The organism is Serratia quinivorans (genome assembly GCF_946227985.1).
GTDB lineage: Bacteria > Pseudomonadota > Gammaproteobacteria > Enterobacterales > Enterobacteriaceae > Serratia > Serratia quinivorans_A.
Map to the genome: position 1 here is coordinate 70,343 of NZ_CAMKGL010000007.1, position 17,983 is coordinate 88,325.

The following is a 17,983-nucleotide window of genomic DNA, read 5'->3' on the forward strand; positions in this document are numbered from 1 at the left end:
TCTCATCTTACACGGCAGAAACACTATGAACGGCAGCCAGACACTGGTTGTGAAATTGGGCACCAGCGTGTTGACCGGCGGATCGCTGCGTCTTAACCGTGCCCATATTGTCGAACTGGTTCGCCAGTGCGCACAACAGCATGCAGCGGGTCACCGCATCGTTATCGTCACCTCCGGCGCGATTGCCGCCGGGCGCGAACATTTGGGCTACCCCGAACTCCCTGCCACCATCGCCTCCAAGCAGTTGCTGGCGGCGGTCGGGCAGAGCCGGTTGATCCAACTGTGGGAGCAACTGTTTTCCATTTATGGCATCCACGTCGGGCAGATGTTGCTGACGCGTGCCGATCTGGAAGACCGCGAACGCTTCCTCAATGCGCGTGACACCATGACGGCGTTGCTGGACAACCGTATCGTGCCGGTGATCAATGAGAACGACGCGGTTGCGACCGCAGAAATCAAGGTGGGTGACAACGACAACCTGTCGGCATTGGCGGCGATCCTGGCCGGGGCCGACAAACTGTTGTTGCTGACCGATCAGCAGGGGCTGTACACCGCCGATCCACGTAATAACCCACAGGCAGAGCTGATCCGTGAAGTACACGGCATCGACGACGCACTGCGCGCCATCGCCGGCGACAGCGTTTCCGGGCTGGGTACCGGTGGCATGGGCACCAAGCTGCAAGCCGCCGACGTGGCCTGCCGCGCGGGTATCGACGTGATCATCGCCGCTGGCAGCAAGCCGGGCGTAGTGGCTGATGTGATTGAAGGCAAACCGGTGGGCACCCGTTTCCATGCGCTGGAAACCCCACTGGAAAACCGTAAACGTTGGATCTTCGGCGCACCCCCGGCCGGTGAAATCACCGTCGACGACGGTGCGGTCGACGCCATTATGGCGCGTGGCAGCTCGCTGCTGCCGAAGGGCATCCGCGAAGTCAAAGGCGATTTCTCCCGTGGTGAAGTGATCCGTATCCGCAACCTGACGGGGCGCGATCTGGCGCACGGCGTCAGCCGTTATAACAGCGACGCGATGCGCATGATTGCCGGTCACCACTCGCAGGAAATCAGCGAAATTCTCGGTTATGAATACGGCCCGGTGGCAGTTCACCGCGACGATATGATTGTCAGCTAAGGAGTGAGCATGCTGGAGCAGATGGGGAAGGCCGCCAAGCAGGCCTCCTGGCAACTGGCGGTGCTGAGCACGGCGAAGAAAAACCAGGTGCTGTCGGTGATTGCCGACAAACTGGAAGCCGAAAGCGAAGTGATTTTACAGGCTAACGAACAGGACATGGAGCAGGCACGCGCCAGCGGGATGAGCGAAGCGCTGCTCGATCGTCTGTTACTGACCCCGGCACGCCTGGCGGCGATCGCCAATGACGTGCGTCAGGTATGCCGCCTGAACGACCCGGTCGGCCACGTATTGGACGGCAGCCTGCTGGACAGCGGGTTGAAGCTGGAACGCCGCCGGGTACCGCTGGGGGTGATTGGCGTGATTTATGAAGCACGGCCGAACGTCACCATCGACGTTGCCAGCCTGTGCCTGAAAACCGGCAACGCGGTGATCCTGCGCGGCGGTAAAGAAACCCACCACACCAACCAGGCGACGGTTAAAGTGATCCAGCAGGCGCTGGAACAGTGCGGCCTGCCGGCGGCAGCGGTGCAGGCGATTGAAAGCCCGGATCGCGCCCTGGTGAATGAATTGCTGCGCCTGGATCGCTACGTCGACATGCTGATCCCACGCGGTGGCGCGGGCCTGCACAAACTGTGCCGCGAACAGTCGACCATCCCGGTGATCACCGGCGGTATCGGCGTTTGCCATACCTATGTGGATGACAGCGTTGATTTCGACAAAGCGCTGACGGTGATCGAGAACGCCAAAATCCAACGCCCAAGCGCCTGTAACTCGCTGGAGACGCTGCTGGTGAACCGCAATATCGCCGCAGAGTTTCTGCCTGCCTTGAGCAACAAAATGGCGGCGGTCGGCGTCACCTTGCACGCAGCGGAGAACGCCATGCCGCTGTTGCAAGACGGCCCGGCAACGGTGGTGGCGGTAGCGGCGGAAGATTACGACGACGAATGGCTGTCGTTGGACTTGAACGTGGCGCTGGTGGATGACATCGATCAGGCCATCGACCATATTCGCACCCACGGCACCAGCCACTCAGACGCGATCCTCACCCGTTCACTGAGCAGCGCCGAGCACTTCGTGCGTGCGGTGGATTCAAGCGCGGTATACGTCAACGCCAGCACCCGCTTCACCGACGGCGGCCAGTTCGGCCTGGGCGCAGAAGTGGCCGTCAGCACCCAGAAACTGCACGCCCGCGGCCCAATGGGCCTGGACGCACTGACCACCTACAAGTGGATCGGCTACGGTGATGATTTGGTTCGCAGTTAACTTTTAGTTCGGTGTTTAGAAAATGCAGGGGCGCAGTTCATTTGGACTGTGCCCTTTGTCTTTGAGGGAGCTTAGCGTTGTTGGCTTAAGCGAAACCCTATCTGACAGTCGGCTTTGTGCTGTGAGTTCAACGGGTCGATGCAACGCTATCTAATCAACGGTGAGCAGGCCAATGAGAAAAAATAGGGTAGATTTAAAAGCTAAAAATGAATCAGGCATAGCCAATGTTTCACATTTCAGACGTTGATAAAGGCGATCTTGAGCTACGGACCCATTAAGTGTCTTTATGGGCAAAGAAATATAAATCATATAAATTAAATCTTTCTGCGCCCTGCTAAAGAGTTCTACATGTTGACCGGACTAAATCACATCACCCTTGCAGTGAGTAACCTAGCAAAGAGCCTGAATTTTTATGTTGAGATGCTTGGGTTCACACCTAAAGCCAAATGGGATCATGGCGCTTACCTTTCGCTGGGTGAGCTCTGGCTGTGTCTTTCAGTGGATAAAGTCTCTGTTGGTGATGACTACACGCATTATGCATTCAGTATTCCTACCGAAGAATTCGATGTGTTCGTTGAACGATTGAGGTCGTCTGGTGTTCCAGAATGGAAAACTAACAAGAGCGAGGGACAGTCCGTCTACTTTTTAGACCCCGATGGCCACAGGCTTGAGATCCATGATGGAGACCTTGAGAGCCGCATCCGTGCTTGCCGCACTCAGCCATACGAAGGCATGGAGTTCTTCTGAATGGTCATCGGTGTCTGTTTATAAGATCCATCTATTTGGTTGGCGCTGATGCGCCAAGCGGCTCCAACGCACGAAGAGGCGCAGCTATTCATACGAAGGAAGTAAGATGCTTTTGTCAGATGCAAGCTATACAAAAACCCTATATCAATCGTCATTTCAAGAATGAGCCGTCAGCTGTTTGTTTCCCTGGATGGGCCCAAGGGAGCCGGTAAAACCACACTGTTGGAGGCCATTACGAAAGTACTAAGGGCAGACAACAAGAAGGTGATCCGACTTTGCGAGAAAAAAAGCGATCCCTACAGAGGGGAAACAATGGCCCTCGTTAACCAGTTCGCCAGAAATCCCACCCTGGATTTGGAATTGGAGGTTTGTGAGCGCTTTGCTGATAGCCGTGCCTGGATTTCCCAGCACGTGCTGGCTAAACAGCCACCGGACAGCATTATCTTGATGGATCGCTGGTACCCGTCGGATGCCGCGTTTCGCCGGATGGTGCCATTTGCAGAGATTTTACAGCTTAACATTGAACGAAACGTGCGAACGCCAGACCTGCATGTCGGGGTGGTTACTGCGCCTGAAATTTCATGGGCGAGGGCCGCGGCCCGATCGCGTGGGCTAAGTAGCACGGTGATTTATAAGCTGGAAGAGCATGTCGCTTGTACCAAGGCGTTCGAGCGAGAAATTGCCAATCACGGCTGGGTTTTATGCCGTAACGAAGGAAGGATTGAAGACGCAGTGATGCAGGTGATTACCGAGATCTACAGAGTGCTTGGATGATGCACCACGTTCTTGCCATGGGCAGTTTTGTGCCAGAAGCGGACGTAAATAACATTCAGGATGTTAATAAACATGTCGCAGGTCAGTGCTAATCAATTTATTGATTTTGCTATAAAGACTTATGTCTGAAGCGAGATGGACGGTAACACTCAGGGATTTCATCGCTCTTACCGACGCGTAATTCTTCAGCGACCAGCCTCCCGATCGTCGCTGCGCAAGTAACCGCTGGGTGCATCACTGCGACATAAACGCCCTCGGACTCATCAGTAAAGCCGAGAACGGGATACCCATCCTGCGGAACAGGGCGCTCTCCTACTGAGTATTGGGTGAGCGAAGCCGACTCTGCGTCCCTGAGCCTGTCTCTTACTAAGGCCTGAGCAGCGATAATCGTTTCTCTGACACATCCGTGTTCCGGATAATCCTCTGCTGCTAATAAATCCCCGTTACGTGCATGCCTAACCTCGATATCGTCACCTGCGATGATAGTTTTGACTATGCACTTGGGTGCCGCAAAGCGCAGCAATATGGCAGGTGATGTCAGAACAGGAACAGGGGTACCCATCAGTGCAGTCAGAGCGGGAATACCTTTTCCACAAGCCAGCACAACGCAATCCGCCTCCAGTTGACCTCGAGAGGTCAGGACGCCTGTCATCTTGCCTTTGGCCATGCAGATGCCCGTAACTGTCGTTTGATTTTGCAGTACAACCCCTTTACCACAGGCTTTGTCCAGTATTATACGTGTCGCTTCGGTGGCATCGATGGCACCATCTTTTGCAGCATAGCGGGCTTCAGCGGGGGGAAGTGCCAACGCAGGTTCAAGATTGGCTATTCCGGCTCTGTCGAGGAGGCGTTCGTCCGGTAGGCAGGCCTGAGACCTTGCGCCGTATTTTAATGAACCACTCCAGTTAATCTGAAGCTCCGGAATTTGTTCTTCTAGTCTGTGCCAGTCCGCAAGTGCTGCGCGCCGAAGAAGCACATCAGGCGCATCATCACACACCACGCCGGTCAGCCAGCCAAATGCGCTGCCGGTCGCCCCGGATGCAGGCATATTTTGTTCAATAATAGTGACGTCAAACTCAAGGTTGGCAAGATGCCATGCGATTGAAACGCCAGTGATTCCGGCACCCACCACAACGATCTTTTTTTTCATACTGGCCACTGTAACCTTCCAATGTGTGGGAAACATATTCATGTCATGATGAAAAAGCTATTTTTTACGAGCAACCCCGAGGTGTTTTTATCACTGATTGATTCTCGGTTGGATAAACTGAGGTCATGGCGCTTCCGGTGAGTGATATTTCAAAATCGAATGTCTGCCATTATCCCCAAACCGGCTTGTTAAGCAATCAGTTAACCAAGAGAATTAATCATTATGGGTGAACGTGACAGGGACCCGGCGGACGTTGTTATCTGATCAAATAAGGGGCCAGGGCAGTAAAAACCACCCGTAGCCCCCAGTATTACCCCATCATTATTCTCGTTATTTCTTAACCATAAGATGTTTGCGTTGTTCCTTACTCATCGCCTTGTTTGAGCTGGAAATAACGCAGTTATATTCTTTACCTTTATTAATAATCATAAAGGTACTGACGGGGTTTTTAAAATCTTTGCCAATGGTGAAATAAACATAGTCCTGCGGTAACACATTGGGTTTGAAGGCACCAAAGGCATAAACCCCTTCCATACCGAGAGCGGACAAATCAACCGTCAACTCTAGTGGCTGTGTAGCCATCGGGGATGGCAGCATCGATTTCGCGGACATCATCATCGAGCTGGGGTTAACGGTGTATTCGCTGGTGACTTTCATCCCGACATACTTGGAGGTCGGCATCGAAAGCTCCTTCATACAGGCGGCATCATGCTTGGGCGCGGGGCTGCCATTCTCTTGCACGGCATGCACGTGTTCCAGGGTAACGGTCTCTTTGCCGGTCACCGGTTGTTTGCTGTCTGCTGCGTGTGCCATACCCGCCATTGTGATGGCGGCAAGCGTAGGTAAAATAACGCCAGTCATTATTTTCATTACTTTGCTCCTGACTTTATGATGGGAAGTTAATATTAACTTTCCCGTGTGTGTAGCCGATGGAATTTAATTAATGAAATCATAGGGTGCACTGCATCGCCTTGTGTGACCACAGGGCATGACGCACCTCTTCTGAAAAAAAACTGGCGTTTTTTAAGATGAATATAATGAGTGGCTAATAATATTGGTGACGGTTCTTCGTCAGCCCATGGGCTTATGATTTGTATGAATAACCTTAGTCAATAACTGGAATAGATACAACTCGCCGGTCGTTGTTTTTATTTTCAGCCATCCAGAAACTGTAGCTGTGGCATGAAATTAATAAGCTAATGGATTATATCCATTAGCTTATATTCACCGGCTTATTATTGTGTTGTTGGCGTTGTCGCCGGTGGCTAACGCTTTTTCAGCCATGGCAGCATACGCACCAGCGCATTGTCCTTAACGATGTAATGATGGAACAGCGCCGCGGCTGCATGCAGCCCAATCAGCCAATAGCCGAAGGCCGCCAGCGTCTTGTGCCAGCCGATAATCATCCGCGCCTGTGGTCGGTCAGCGACTTCGGTAAAGGGCATGGGCAACCCAAACAGAAACCACTCTTTACCGCCCAGATAACGGGAATAAACGCCCAGCACCGGCAGTGTCAGTAACAGCAGATAAATCAGGCTGTGCACCAGATGCGCCGCGCCAGTTTGCCATTTAGCCGACTTCGGGCTGATGGCAGGGCTGGTGTGGCGCCAGCGCAGGAACAGACGGGCGATCATCAATACAAAGACCGTCACCCCACAGCTGAAGTGGGTCACCACCAGGACATACCACAGCGGAGTGCCCGGTACGCTAAAGCCTCTCAGCTCAATCGTCGTACAGGTCACGACCAACAGGATCGCTACCAGCCAGTGCAGACGGATCTGCATTGGCATATAAGAGTTCTGCACCGGGCTGCCTTTTAATATTAAATCACAGTGCCGATGAGAGTAATCAAATGTTACAGATGAGGAAAGCGCCGGATGTGAATATCATCCGGCGCGGGCTGCAACTCAGTCGGCCTTGGCTTTGGCGAAGTCACTGCCGTTAACGTCAACCACATAGCCGCTGACGTTGCTGCGGGTGGCGTAGAACACCTTGCCGTTAGCCAATGGCAGCAGGGGCACCTGTTTGGCAAAAATCACCTGCGCCTGCTGGTAAAGCTTGGCGCGTTCGGCCGGGGCGCTGACCGAAATTGCCTGATGGATCAGCTTGTCATAGCTGCTGTCGCACCAACGGGCCACGTTGGCCCCGGTCTGTACGCCGGCGCAGTTGAGCAGGGTGGCGAAGTTGTCCGGGTCACCATTATCCGACATCCAGCCGTACAGCGCGCTTTGCTGTTCCCCTTTGCGTAACCCGGCCAGGTACTGGCCCCATTCCCAGGTGACAATTTTGGCCTTCACGCCCACTTTTGCCCAGTCGCTCTGGATCATCTCGGCGATGCGTCGTGAATTAGGGTTGTAAGGCCGCGCCACCGGCATTGACCAAATGTCAGTCTCAAAGCCTTTTTCCAGCCCGGCCTGCTTGAGCAGTTCACGCGCTTTGTCCGGGTTATAAGCGTATTCCGGCAGCTTGTCGTTGTAGCCCAGCATGCCCGGCGGCAGGATCGAGCTAGCCGTGGTGCCACTTTCTTTAAACACCGCAGCGACGATGGCCTTTTTATCCACCGCATAGCTCAGCGCCTGGCGCACCAGCACGTTATCAAACGGCTTCTTCTGGGTATTGAATGCCAGATAGCCGACGTTCAGGCCGTCGATGCTGTGCAGCTGCAGGTTTTTGTCGCTCTTGATGGCGTCAAACTGTTCCGCCAGCGGGGCTGGGATAATCTGGCACTCGTTGGTTTTCAGCTTCGCCAGCCGGGTTTGCGGGTTCGGCGTGATGGAGAAGATCAGGTGCTTGCTGGCGACCTCGCCCTGCCAGTAATGCGGGTTGGCGATGTAGCGGATCAGTGAATCCTGTTTGTACTGTTGCAGCGCGAACGGACCGGTGCCGATCGGCCAGTTATCGACGTTCTCCGGCGTGCCTTTTTTCAGCATGGCGTCGGCATATTCGGCGGAAAGAATCGAAGCGAAGTCCATGGTCCAGTCCGCCAGGAAGGCGGCGTTAGGCTGGCTGAGGGTAAAGCGCACGTGGTCGTTATCCACCGCTTCCACTTTGGTGATCAGCTTGTCCAGCCCTGTGTCGGTAAAGTACTCGTAGTTGCCGCCGGACACCTTGTGATACGGATTATTGGCATCTTTTTGACGCATCACGGTGAACACTACGTCCTCGGCGTTGAAGTCGCGCGTTGGGGTGAAGAACTTGTTGCTGTTGAATTTCACCCCCTTGCGCAGCGTAAAGGTGTAGGTCTTGCCGTCTGGGCTGATGGTCCACTCGGTCGCCAGTGAGGGAGCGGGGGTTTTATCGCTTTCACGCAGCGTCAGCAGGCGGTTGTACAACACCTGCGAGGTGGCGATAAAAGTGGTTCCGGAGCTCGATAGCTGCGGGTTGAAAGACTCCGGTGAGGCTACGGTGCAGTAGACCAGGGTATCGCTGGCGGCCAGGGCATTGCCCGCCGTCAACAGGCCGGTACCTGCCAATAACAGACCCACAGTGCTTGGTTTTAAACGCATAAAATGGATGGCTCCCTCAGGTTGATTGAGGACACTGCCGCCGCATTGGCATTCAGGCAGCCCTCAATTTAAATATAAGTGATTGATAGCAGATATGGGAACTGGGAGATGAGAGTTCTCTCCCGATATTCCTGCTTAGTCACGCTCCGGCTCGTTAAGCAAGTTTGTGGTATGAACAGGTTGTTCTATCTTCATGAAAAACGATAATAAGTGTTATTATCATTTTCATTTTCATTTGCAATTGAGATGAAATATTTTCAGTGCGCTGTGGCCACTGTTTTTAGTGGCCCACGCCGTCTCGTTTTACCTGAACCAGGGAGGTCAGGCACGCCAACCACAATAAGCAGGAACACGCCGGGCAGTTTGCCTACGGGGCACCCAGCCGTGTCCAGCATTCATCCCGCTTTGGCCGCTTTCAAACGTAATTTGCGGCGGCGGGGTTTTGGCTTGTGTTGTTTCAACATTTGTTTATGGCTTTTCAAAGGTAGGTAACATGTCGGGAACTGTTTTAGCTACTGAATGGCTGCCGCTGACACCGGCGCAGTTAGACTTCTGGGACGAATTTACCTTGCACCCTGGGCAACCTTTTTCCACCGTCGCCCACGTCACCGAACTTCGTGGCGCGGTGGACGAGGTGGCGCTGGCTCGGGCAATCACACTCACCATGGCGGAAACGCAGGCGTTTGCCCTGCGGTTTAGCGCCGGCACTGGCGATAGCCCGCCACTGCAGCGTTACGATCCTCAATCGGTGCCGTCCTTGCAGCGTATTGATCTGCAGGCGCAGTCCGATCCTTATCGGGCGGCGATGCGGCTGATGCAGGTGGATGTCGAACGACCGATAGATTTATGCCGTGAGCCGATGGCGGCCGCGTGGCTGATCAAACTGGAGCCGTCGCGCTACATCTGGTATCTGCGCGCCCATCATATTGTGATCGATGGCTTCGGTATGGCGTTGGTCGAACATCGCTGCGCCACGCTGTATGCGCACTTCCTTGGCAACGCCGCGGCGGGGCAGGCTCTGGGCACCTTCAGCACTTTCCAGCATCATGAACTGGCCTATGCAGCTTCAGAACGCTGCTCAAAGGATCGGCTTTTTTGGCAGAACTATCTGCCGCCGTTGCAGACCTTGCCGACGGTGCGCAAAGGCGGCCGGGAATACGGCGTGAAATGCCTGAGTTCCAGCACCGCACTGCCGGAAGAGATTTCTCTGCGGCTGCGTTGGCTATCGGAGCGCAGCGGTATTGGCTGGCCCGATCTGCTGTTGGCACTGTCCGCCGCCTGGCTGTTCTTTACTTTACCGCCGTTGCCACATGATAAAGGCGATACGCGTATCCTATGGATGCCGGTGATGAATCGCCGTAGCAGTCAGGCGACCAATACTCCGGCGCTGGCGGTCAATACGTTGCCGTTTTTGGTATCACTGCGCGGGGAGGAGACGCTGGGACGTTTTTTGTCAGACATGGCGCAGAGGCTGCGTGAGCTGCGCAGTCACGCCGGTTATCGCTTGCGACAGATTGCTGCCGATCGCGGCGTGACGCCGGCTTCGCGTTTGTTTATCTCTCCGTTTATCAACGTTCAGCCGTTTGATCCGGCCGGTTTCAGCGGCTGCACCAGCACGCGGCGGGTACTGGCTGGCGGCTCTGGCGACGGCGCTAACCTGACCTTCCGTGGGCGCACCGATGCCGGCGATCTGTATCTGGATGTTGATATTTACGTGCAGCAGTTCCCCACGGCTGGGGTTGCCGACTATGGCAATGCCCTGCAGGCGTTTTTACTGCGTGCGTTACAGGAAGAGGCGTTGGAAACGGCGGTCGGTGAACTGATGGCGATTCCCGCCTGATGGCTATCCGGTAGGGGTCGAACACGTTCGACCCGATTTACCCTTGGGTGAGGTGAGAGGGCGCAGCATGCAGCGCCCCTACGTTTAAACAGTGTTAACGCGCCAGCAGCGCTGCGACCTCCCGGGCATTTTTACAGGGGATCAGCAGCGTGGGTGGCAGACGGGTGCCGAAAGCGTCGTTGAGCTGCGCGGCCACCTGCCGAATGTGCGGCAGTTTCAACCCCATGCTGATAAAAGCGGTTTCATCCCCCCATTCCGGGCGCGGCGTTGCGCCGATGGTCTGCAAATAGATAGCTAAAACCTTGCCGCTATTGGCCGGTGCGGCGCTTGGCAATGGTGCTGCGCAGGCGTTTAAACCCGGCGCTGCCCGTTCGATGCTGAAGGCGGCGCGGATGCGGTGGCGGTCTGTCTTGCCATTGCCCGAAAGCGGCAGCGCTTCGGCATGGATGAAGCGCGTCGGGATATGGGTGCAGGGCAGGTAACCGGTTGAGAACGCGCGGATCGCCGCCAGCGACAGCGGTTCGCCGTCGTGAGTAAGGTACATCGCCCCGAGCGTGGTTTCTCCGTTATCTCCGCCAGGGTAATCCACCACCACGATGTCGAGGATCGCCTCGTGTCCACGCAGTACGTCTTCAATCTCCGGCAGCGAGACGCGCACGCCACGGATTTTTACGTAGCCGTTCACCCGGCTGGCGAACAGGATATTGCCATCGGCACGATAGTAACCCTGGTCGCCCGTGCGGAAGGCGCGCAGCGGTTGACCGTCTGGCCCATCCAGCGTGACGAAATCATGCTGTTTTAAATCGCCGTCTTCCAGATAGCCCAATGCCAGATTCACCCCGGCAGTGTGGATGCGGCCGACCACACCGGCCGGGCAGTGGCTGCCGTCGTCATGGCAAATAAAATACTGGTTGGCCGGCAGTGGCTGGCCATAGGGCACGGTTCCGGTGTCCTGCGGTGCTATCGAGTGCCAGATGCTCCAGATGGTGGTTTCGGTTGGCCCGCCGAGCGAGTACAGGCTGATATCCGGGCGCAGGCCACGCAATTGTTGCACCGTGGCCGGTTTGATGTAGTCGCCACCCTGAGCCACCAGCCGCAGCGAACGCAGGCTGTCGTCAGTTTTGCAGGTGAGCAGCATCTCCAAAATGGCCGGTACCGAACACCACAGGCTGACGCGATGGCGCTCCACCAACTGGTTCCAGCTGATGGCGTCTTTTTCCTGGTGCGGGGCCGGTAATACCAGCGTTGCACCGGCGCTGAGTGAGCCGAACAGATCAAACATCGACATATCATGGTGCGGCGGCGTGACCGAGATCATCACATCATCGGCGGTGACAGCCCAGCGCTGCAGGGTCTGGCCGATGACGTTAGCAGTGGCGCGGTTGTTGAGCACCACGCACTTCGGCTTGCCGGTGGTGCCGGAGGTATACAGGTAATAGCTGGCCTCGCTGCTGGCGCTGCGCTCGGTCAGCGTCTGGCTGTCCGGTAATGCTGCGAGGCTTGCTGGCGGGGCGAGCAGCTCTGCCGGCGTTACCCCGTTCGTCGTCTCCAGTTCACCACGCTGTACCACCAGATCGGGCCGACAGTTGGTCAACAGATAAGCGGTGCGTTCCGGCGGCGAGTTAATGTCGATCGGCACCCAGATAATCCCCAGCAGCGCACAGGCCAGCGAGACAGTGACATGCTCCGGGCTACGTGCCAGATACAGCGCCAGCACGCTGCCACGCCCCAGCCCGCGCTGCTGCAGATTGGCCATTACCGCGGTGACCTGTCGGCCAAGCTGCGGGTAAGTCAGGCTTTGTTGATCGCAGATCAGCGCCGGTCGCGGCTGCGGATCGTTAAACAGTCGTTCAGCCAACTGAGCAAGATAAGGATAGGTGCGGAAGGCCATTTCACTGTGGTTATGCCGGTAGTGCCGGTAATCGATAAACTGCGCCGACGCAATCTCCAACTCGCCTTCTTGGCACATCAGCAGCACCCGGCGCTGCAGCGCGTCCAGCATCGCCTGCACCTGTTCGCCATCCAGCGCCTGCTCGGCGTAGTCAACGCACAACAGCAGGTTGTTGTCGGCATCCTGCGTCAGCCGGATATCGATCGCCACCTGCGGTGTCTGGGTTACGCCGTCAAAATAACGCACTGGTGCATGGGCCGGCAGCGTCTCCCAACCCAGACAGTTGGTGAGGATCACCGGCAGCGCAGGTGATCCCTGACTGTGGCTTTGCAACTGCCGCGCCAGATCAACGCCGGAAAATGTCAGATGATCGAGTGCGCCCAGCACGTCGTCTTGCAGCGCCTGCGCGCGGCTGACAAAGCTCCCCCACAGACGGGTATAACGTACCGCCACGAAGGTAGAAGCGTTACTGAGTGAGCCATCCGCCGCAGGAAATGCCACCGGTATCCCAACGCAAAGTTCGCCGTCGGTGGTCCATTGCGCCAGCGTATCGAGGATCAGCGCCGAAAGGCTGCTGTTGCGCAGCAGGGCATGGGCGGAACCCAGGCGAGAGAACTGTTTCAGCAGCTCTCGCGGTAACGTCAGGCTGGCACGACGGTAGCGCGAAGATTTGATAGTGGCCAGCGGAGTGCGCCACGGCAACGCCGACGGGGTGGTGATGTCCTGCAGTTTGGCCTGCCAGTAGGCGGCGTCGGCCTGGCGCTGTTCTGCCGTGGCAGTGACCGGTGGGCTTGGCGGGGCGATTGGCGGCAGTGGCGCATCGTCAAACAGCCGGGCGATCACGCTGGAGATGCCCTGACCGTCGAGGATCAGTGCGTCGAAGCTGGTGAAAATCACGCTGTCGTAAGGGTTGCCTGCCACGTCCTGCATCTCTGGCAATTGAATGGCGACAATACGCCACAGCGGCTGCGTGGGGTCGTGGCGCTGGTGCGAATACTGCTCGCGCAGATCGACCAGACGTTGTTGTGCGGCCTGATGATTGAGCGTCCGCAGATCCTGTCGCTCCAGGTTAAGAGTGGCTTGCGGCCGAACATGCTGAGTAAAGCGCTGGAGATCGATGCAGGTGCGAAGCGCCGCGTAATGTTGTACCAGGTCACTCAGCCGGGCTTCCAGCCGTGCCAAATCCAGCCGCAGGCCGTGATATTCGCGAAAGTCGTGCATTGCCACGCCGCCGAGCGGCCATTGTTCGCTGCGGCCGAGCAGATAAGCCTGCTGAAGCGGGGTTAATGGTGTCTCCATGGTATTTCCCTATTGTCGCTAACCAACTAAAAAAATGCGGACCGCGTGAGGCTACGCCTCCGTCACCGGTATCAGGCTTTGGGTGCCAGCCCCTTCAGCAGTATTTGCGCCCCCTCGGCGGCGTTGGGCGCTTGCCGGCAGATCAGTGCGGCAAGGGCCGCCGGGGATGGGTTCGCCGCTACGTCCGCCGGGGTCAGCGCCACCGACAGATATTTGTTCACCACCGCCAGTAAGGCCAGCAGGCCGTCCTGCGGCAATGGCAGGGCGTTGATGTCGTCGTCATCGCTCAGTCTGGCGTCCGGTACCACGCGCGCCAGCAAACGATGCAGCAATTGGCGCACCGGTATTTGGCGGGCCAATGCCGGTGGGGAACACTGTGCCAGCCACTGCGCCAGCGGCAGATTGAAGCTGCCCGGTTGGTTGGCGGCCTGTTTCAGCAAGGCGCCATAGGTGGCAAACAACTGCGGCAGCAGCCGATCGGGGAAGGCATCCAGGCGCACGTCCCAGTTGATCAGAATGCCTCCGTTGGCGTGTGCCACCTGGGCATCCAGCGCCACCTGCGGTCCCTGGGAAATCACCCATTCCAGCGGACCAAAGGTGCGGGTGACATTGCCTGAGAACAGCGCTTTGCCGCGAATGCCGAAACCGGCGGTAAATACCACCGGTGAAGGCTGCATGCTGCCCTGCAGGCGTGACAGATCGCGCATCACGCTGACGCCCGGATAGTCGGCATGGGCGATCAATTCCGCTAACTGCGACATCAGGCGTCGGCAGAAGGCTGGCAGATTTTCTGCCGGATCCAGCTCTACGCCGAGCAGCACCAAGTTGGAGAAGTCGCCAATCAGATTGTCGACGTTCTCTTCGGCCCGATGGAACAGCGGTACGTTCAGCCGAAAGCGCGACAGCTTCCAGCCGTGGCCGACGGTGACGGCGAACAGCGCTAAAAACAATGATGAAAGCGTGATGCGGTGCGCTTTGGCGACGTGTTCCAGCGTTTTGGTTTCTTTGGCGCTCAGTTGCAGCGCCAGCCGATCGCTACGGCAGAGACCCGGGGTACGCAGCAGGTGGGGGGCGGGCGGCAGCTGGGCTAGCCGCTCACGCCACCAGGCCTGCGCGCGGGTGCGGCGTGCCTGAAGCTCTGTATCAGCTTGCTGCCGCTCCAGATAGTCAAAGTAGGCAACGCCGTTGTCGCTCGGCGCAGCCGGACATTGATGATAAAAACGCGCCAAATCCTCCATCAGCACGCGGAAGCCCATGGCATCACCGGCAATCATATCCAGATCGACATGTAACCTGCTGTGGCCACCCGGCAGCAAGCTGAGGCTGATATCACAGGGGATGCCCTGTTCCAGCGGCAGCTTTTGGCTGCTTTTCGCCAGACGTTTTTCGGCAAGCCGGTGGGTAACATCGGCAGTGTCCGCGTGGCTAAAATCATCCAGGTGCAGGCCATGTTGCGGGCCGCAGGGGGCGATAGTTTGCTGGCCATCGGTAGTGATCTGCAGGCGCAACATGGGGTGATGCAGGTAAAGAATGGCAACGGCCTGTCTCAGTCGTTCGACGTCCAGGTCGCAGCAGTTAAATTCCGCATACAGGTGGGCAGAGACGTCTCCCAGCGGCGCTGCGGATTGCCGACCCACCCAGTAGGCGGCCTGCATCGTGGTCAAGGCTTTCATCGGGTTTCCATCAATATTGAGAGACTGTAAGAATATATTACAATGTTAATGAGAATGAAAATTATTGCTATTAATATTTATTGTAATAACGCATGGGAATAATGTGGGTAAGGCGGGGAATTACTCAGAGGGGGGAATTATTAACGCTGATATGCTTATGTTTTTATATTATTTTTAAATGAAATTATTGATTTTTTAGTGATGTGAAGCTTTTGCTTTACCGATCTCCTTTCTGATTGTTTTTCATAGTATTCGTTCTCTCAAGTGATAATGATTTGCATTAAAATATGTAAAATATTATCATTATTAACAATTCTTTACGTTTCCAGACAAAAATCAGCCTCTACCCGCTGCGCATCGGGGGTGGGGCGTTTGTCTGCGGCAAGGATATGCAACAGCAAGGCCAGGAAGGCCGCAATGCCATTGTCAATGTGAAAAGCAGCGTCGTTACCTATGTGAAAACAATTAAATTTTTGTGCATCTGGGATGAAAGGAGAATACATCTATGAGCAAGCATTCAGCGGCTCAAAGGCATAAAATCGTAGGAAACAAGGAAAAAGCAGGCTTACAGGCCATTGGGGCATTTTCCTCACTCTTTCTGGGTCTTTTTTCTCTGTCCGTGGGTAGCGTTAACGCCGCCGTTGTGGACGAGAAGGTTCAGGAAACCGCAGACAGCAAACGTAACGATAACTGGCAGGACTCGGAAAGCCTGTTGGTCACCGGCGAAAAAATCAAGCGCAGCATTTTTGATACCGGCTCCAGCGTGCAAGTGTTCGACAGTGAACGCATTGCCTCTATGCCCAATGCGTTGCAGGTCCCCGATTTGCTGCGCATGACCCCCAACGTGGTGGATTTGGGCATTGGCAACAATCTGCCGACCGTGCGCGGCATCGACGGCTCCGGCCCGAATACCGGTGCCAATGCCTTCCTCAGCGGTACCCGCCCGCGCCTCAACCTGTCACTGGATGGGCGCTCATTAACCTATAACGAGCAGGCATTCGGCCCGCAGTCGCTGTGGGATCTGGATCGTGTCGAGGTGTTCCTCGGTCCACAGAGTTATATCCAGGGGCGTAACGCCATTGCCGGTGCCATAGTGATGACCAGTAAGGATCCTACTTTTGACTGGGAAAGTGCCTTCAAGGGCGGGGTTGGTAATCAACATTCATCTCAGTTGTCTGCCATGGCTTCCGGCCCGCTGGTGGAAGATCAACTGGCGTTCCGCGTCAGCGTTGACCGTCAGCGCCGCCGCAGTGACGTCGACTTGCCAGCTTATGAACCCGTGGGTGACCCACGCGAGGTAGAGGCTACCACCGCCCGCGCCAAGCTGCTGTTCAACCCGGCGGGGATGCGTGAACTGACCACCAAGCTGACCTTTAACCACTTTGGCAGCACCTCTCCACAGAACGAGAGCCTCAATCCGCTGGTGCACCCGGCCGGCCTGCGTCACGATCCGCGCCGTGCGGTGTTTAAAAGCAACTCGAATAGCGGCGTCTGGGATCTGGCCTGGGAGCAGTCCGACAGCCTGACGCTGGAAAACCGCGTTATTTACACCGACTTTAATATCAACCGTCCTACCGCCTATAACATTCAGTATGCCGAAATTGGGGGTAAAGAGGTGCATGTGGAGCCGGTGGCGCGCTTTGGCGGGCCGGATAGCCGCCTGCACGGGCTGGCGGGGCTGCGTTATTTCCACGCCAAGCAGGATGAGTTCGTTAATATTTTCGGCGGTTCCAGTTTCAAAGATAAAACCGACACCCATTCGGCGTTCGCCGAACTGACCTATGCCATCACGCCACAGGTAGACCTGACCGCGGCCAGCCGCCTGGAGCGAGAACACCGCCAGCGCAATGGCGGCAGCCAGGCGGTGCGTATCGACTTCGACGAAACCTACACGGTGTTCCTGCCGAAGCTGGATCTGGCCTGGAAACCGACGGATACCCAGACCTACGGTGCCAAGGTGGCACGTGGCTATAACGCCGGCGGCGGCGGTATCACGATTGGTGTGCCGGTGGTCAGTTATACCTACGGTTCCGAGTATGTCTGGAACTATGAACTCTACACCCGCCACCACCTGAAAGACGCCAACGTCATTCTGACCAGCAATATCTTCTACAACGACTACAAGGACATGCAGCTGCCGTATTCTCTGGGGCCAAACTCATCGGTGATCCGCAATGCCGACAAGGTGGAAACCTACGGGGCAGAAATGGGAGCGACCTGGCAGCCGCGCTGGGACTTCGAGCTGTTCACCAACGTTGGCCTGCTGAAGACCAAGATCAAGAAGTTCTCGGGCAGCGGCGTTGATGGGCATGAGTTGGCACGTGCGCCGGCTTATACCGCCAACATGGGGGCCAAGTACCAACTGATGGCCGGGCTGGAACTGAGCGGCAACGTGGCGTTCTCGGACTCTTACTACTCGCAGTACGACAACGACTCACGCGGGCGCATCGGTTCCTATTGGTCGGCGAATACCCAGCTGGCGTACACCTTCGCCTATGGGCGCGCCACCCTGTATGCACAGAACCTGTTTGACTCTGAGCGCCGCGTGATGGTCAGCGGCAACGACATTTATACCGCGACTCAGCAGCGTCCGCGCATGGTTGGTGCGGCAGTTGAACTGACATTCTGATGCGTTAGCAACCAGTCTGCATAGGGGCGTATCGACGCCCCTTCTTATCATCAGCGTTCCCCCGATGCCCCGGCATAGCCGG

General features: G+C 56.3%; 12 protein-coding genes. 6 read left to right on the top strand and 6 right to left on the bottom strand.

Features of this window, described 5'->3' with window-relative positions; all coding sequences use genetic code 11:
• The first annotated feature begins 25 nt into the window (after positions 1-25).
• The 4 genes from proB to OCH02_RS17505 all read left to right on the top strand — a co-directional run bounded on the left by proB (position 26) and on the right by OCH02_RS17505 (position 3,913).
• Positions 26-1,129, top strand: a complete 1,104-nt coding sequence (gene proB, locus OCH02_RS17490) for a glutamate 5-kinase (RefSeq protein WP_012005410.1) — start codon at positions 26-28, stop codon at positions 1,127-1,129.
• A gap of 9 nt (positions 1,130-1,138) precedes the next feature.
• Positions 1,139-2,392 (top strand): glutamate-5-semialdehyde dehydrogenase, encoded by a 1,254-nt coding sequence (proA, locus tag OCH02_RS17495; RefSeq protein ID WP_261432284.1) that lies wholly within the window; start codon positions 1,139-1,141, stop codon positions 2,390-2,392.
• A gap of 348 nt (positions 2,393-2,740) precedes the next feature.
• Positions 2,741-3,139, top strand: coding sequence for a fosfomycin resistance glutathione transferase (fos, locus tag OCH02_RS17500; protein WP_261432286.1), 399 nt, complete (start codon positions 2,741-2,743; stop codon positions 3,137-3,139).
• Positions 3,140-3,301: 162 nt separating this feature from the next.
• A complete protein-coding gene (locus tag OCH02_RS17505) occupies positions 3,302-3,913 on the top strand; it encodes a dTMP kinase (protein ID WP_261432287.1) in 612 nt (203 codons plus the stop codon).
• A gap of 109 nt (positions 3,914-4,022) precedes the next feature.
• Here OCH02_RS17505 and OCH02_RS17510 read toward each other — a convergent pair whose 3' ends face one another.
• The 4 genes from OCH02_RS17510 to OCH02_RS17525 all read right to left on the bottom strand — a co-directional run bounded on the left by OCH02_RS17510 (position 4,023) and on the right by OCH02_RS17525 (position 8,569).
• Positions 4,023-5,063: an NAD(P)/FAD-dependent oxidoreductase gene (locus OCH02_RS17510; RefSeq protein WP_261432288.1), complete on the bottom strand. Its 1,041-nt coding sequence runs from the start codon at positions 5,061-5,063 to the stop codon at positions 4,023-4,025.
• 330 nt (positions 5,064-5,393) lie between these two features.
• Complete coding sequence (locus tag OCH02_RS17515) at positions 5,394-5,933, bottom strand: hypothetical protein (protein WP_261432289.1); 540 nt, start codon at positions 5,931-5,933, stop codon at positions 5,394-5,396.
• A 395-nt stretch (positions 5,934-6,328) separates the two neighbouring features.
• Positions 6,329-6,853, bottom strand: coding sequence for a cytochrome b561 (gene cybB / locus OCH02_RS17520; protein WP_261432404.1), 525 nt, complete (start codon positions 6,851-6,853; stop codon positions 6,329-6,331).
• 117 nt (positions 6,854-6,970) lie between these two features.
• The gene (locus OCH02_RS17525; RefSeq protein WP_261432291.1) at positions 6,971-8,569 is read right to left on the bottom strand and encodes an ABC transporter substrate-binding protein; all 1,599 of its coding nucleotides are present in this window, start codon (positions 8,567-8,569) and stop codon (positions 6,971-6,973) included.
• 493 nt (positions 8,570-9,062) lie between these two features.
• Between OCH02_RS17525 and OCH02_RS17530 the strand changes: the two genes are divergently transcribed.
• A complete protein-coding gene (locus OCH02_RS17530) occupies positions 9,063-10,409 on the top strand; it encodes a condensation domain-containing protein (protein ID WP_261432292.1) in 1,347 nt (448 codons plus the stop codon).
• 94 nt (positions 10,410-10,503) lie between these two features.
• Here OCH02_RS17530 and OCH02_RS17535 read toward each other — a convergent pair whose 3' ends face one another.
• Both OCH02_RS17535 and OCH02_RS17540 read right to left on the bottom strand, forming a co-directional pair.
• Entirely contained in the window at positions 10,504-13,599 is a 3,096-nt protein-coding gene (locus tag OCH02_RS17535) for an amino acid adenylation domain-containing protein (RefSeq protein ID WP_261432293.1), read from the bottom strand.
• Positions 13,600-13,670: 71 nt separating this feature from the next.
• Complete coding sequence (locus tag OCH02_RS17540; protein ID WP_261432294.1) at positions 13,671-15,272, bottom strand: condensation domain-containing protein; 1,602 nt, start codon at positions 15,270-15,272, stop codon at positions 13,671-13,673.
• Positions 15,273-15,777: 505 nt separating this feature from the next.
• Between OCH02_RS17540 and OCH02_RS17545 the strand changes: the two genes are divergently transcribed.
• Complete coding sequence (locus OCH02_RS17545; protein ID WP_261432295.1) at positions 15,778-17,901, top strand: TonB-dependent receptor; 2,124 nt, start codon at positions 15,778-15,780, stop codon at positions 17,899-17,901.
• Positions 17,902-17,983: the final 82 nt, after the last annotated feature.

Excerpts from the sequence above, each read along its gene's own strand:
- proB (WP_012005410.1), top strand. The coding sequence starts at position 26 with ATGAACGGCAGCCAGACACTGGTTGTGAAATTGGGCACCAGCGTGTTG.
- OCH02_RS17505 (WP_261432287.1), top strand. The coding sequence starts at position 3,302 with ATGAGCCGTCAGCTGTTTGTTTCCCTGGATGGGCCCAAGGGAGCCGGT.
- OCH02_RS17525 (WP_261432291.1), bottom strand. The coding sequence starts at position 8,569 with ATGCGTTTAAAACCAAGCACTGTGGGTCTGTTATTGGCAGGTACCGGC.
- OCH02_RS17540 (WP_261432294.1), bottom strand. The coding sequence starts at position 15,272 with ATGAAAGCCTTGACCACGATGCAGGCCGCCTACTGGGTGGGTCGGCAA.
- OCH02_RS17545 (WP_261432295.1), top strand. The coding sequence starts at position 15,778 with ATGAGCAAGCATTCAGCGGCTCAAAGGCATAAAATCGTAGGAAACAAG.
- OCH02_RS17530 (WP_261432292.1), top strand. The coding sequence starts at position 9,063 with ATGTCGGGAACTGTTTTAGCTACTGAATGGCTGCCGCTGACACCGGCG.
- proA (WP_261432284.1), top strand. The coding sequence starts at position 1,139 with ATGCTGGAGCAGATGGGGAAGGCCGCCAAGCAGGCCTCCTGGCAACTG.
- cybB (WP_261432404.1), bottom strand. The coding sequence starts at position 6,853 with ATGCCAATGCAGATCCGTCTGCACTGGCTGGTAGCGATCCTGTTGGTC.
- OCH02_RS17515 (WP_261432289.1), bottom strand. The coding sequence starts at position 5,933 with ATGAAAATAATGACTGGCGTTATTTTACCTACGCTTGCCGCCATCACA.
- fos (WP_261432286.1), top strand. The coding sequence starts at position 2,741 with ATGTTGACCGGACTAAATCACATCACCCTTGCAGTGAGTAACCTAGCA.
- OCH02_RS17535 (WP_261432293.1), bottom strand. The coding sequence starts at position 13,599 with ATGGAGACACCATTAACCCCGCTTCAGCAGGCTTATCTGCTCGGCCGC.
- OCH02_RS17510 (WP_261432288.1), bottom strand. The coding sequence starts at position 5,063 with ATGAAAAAAAAGATCGTTGTGGTGGGTGCCGGAATCACTGGCGTTTCA.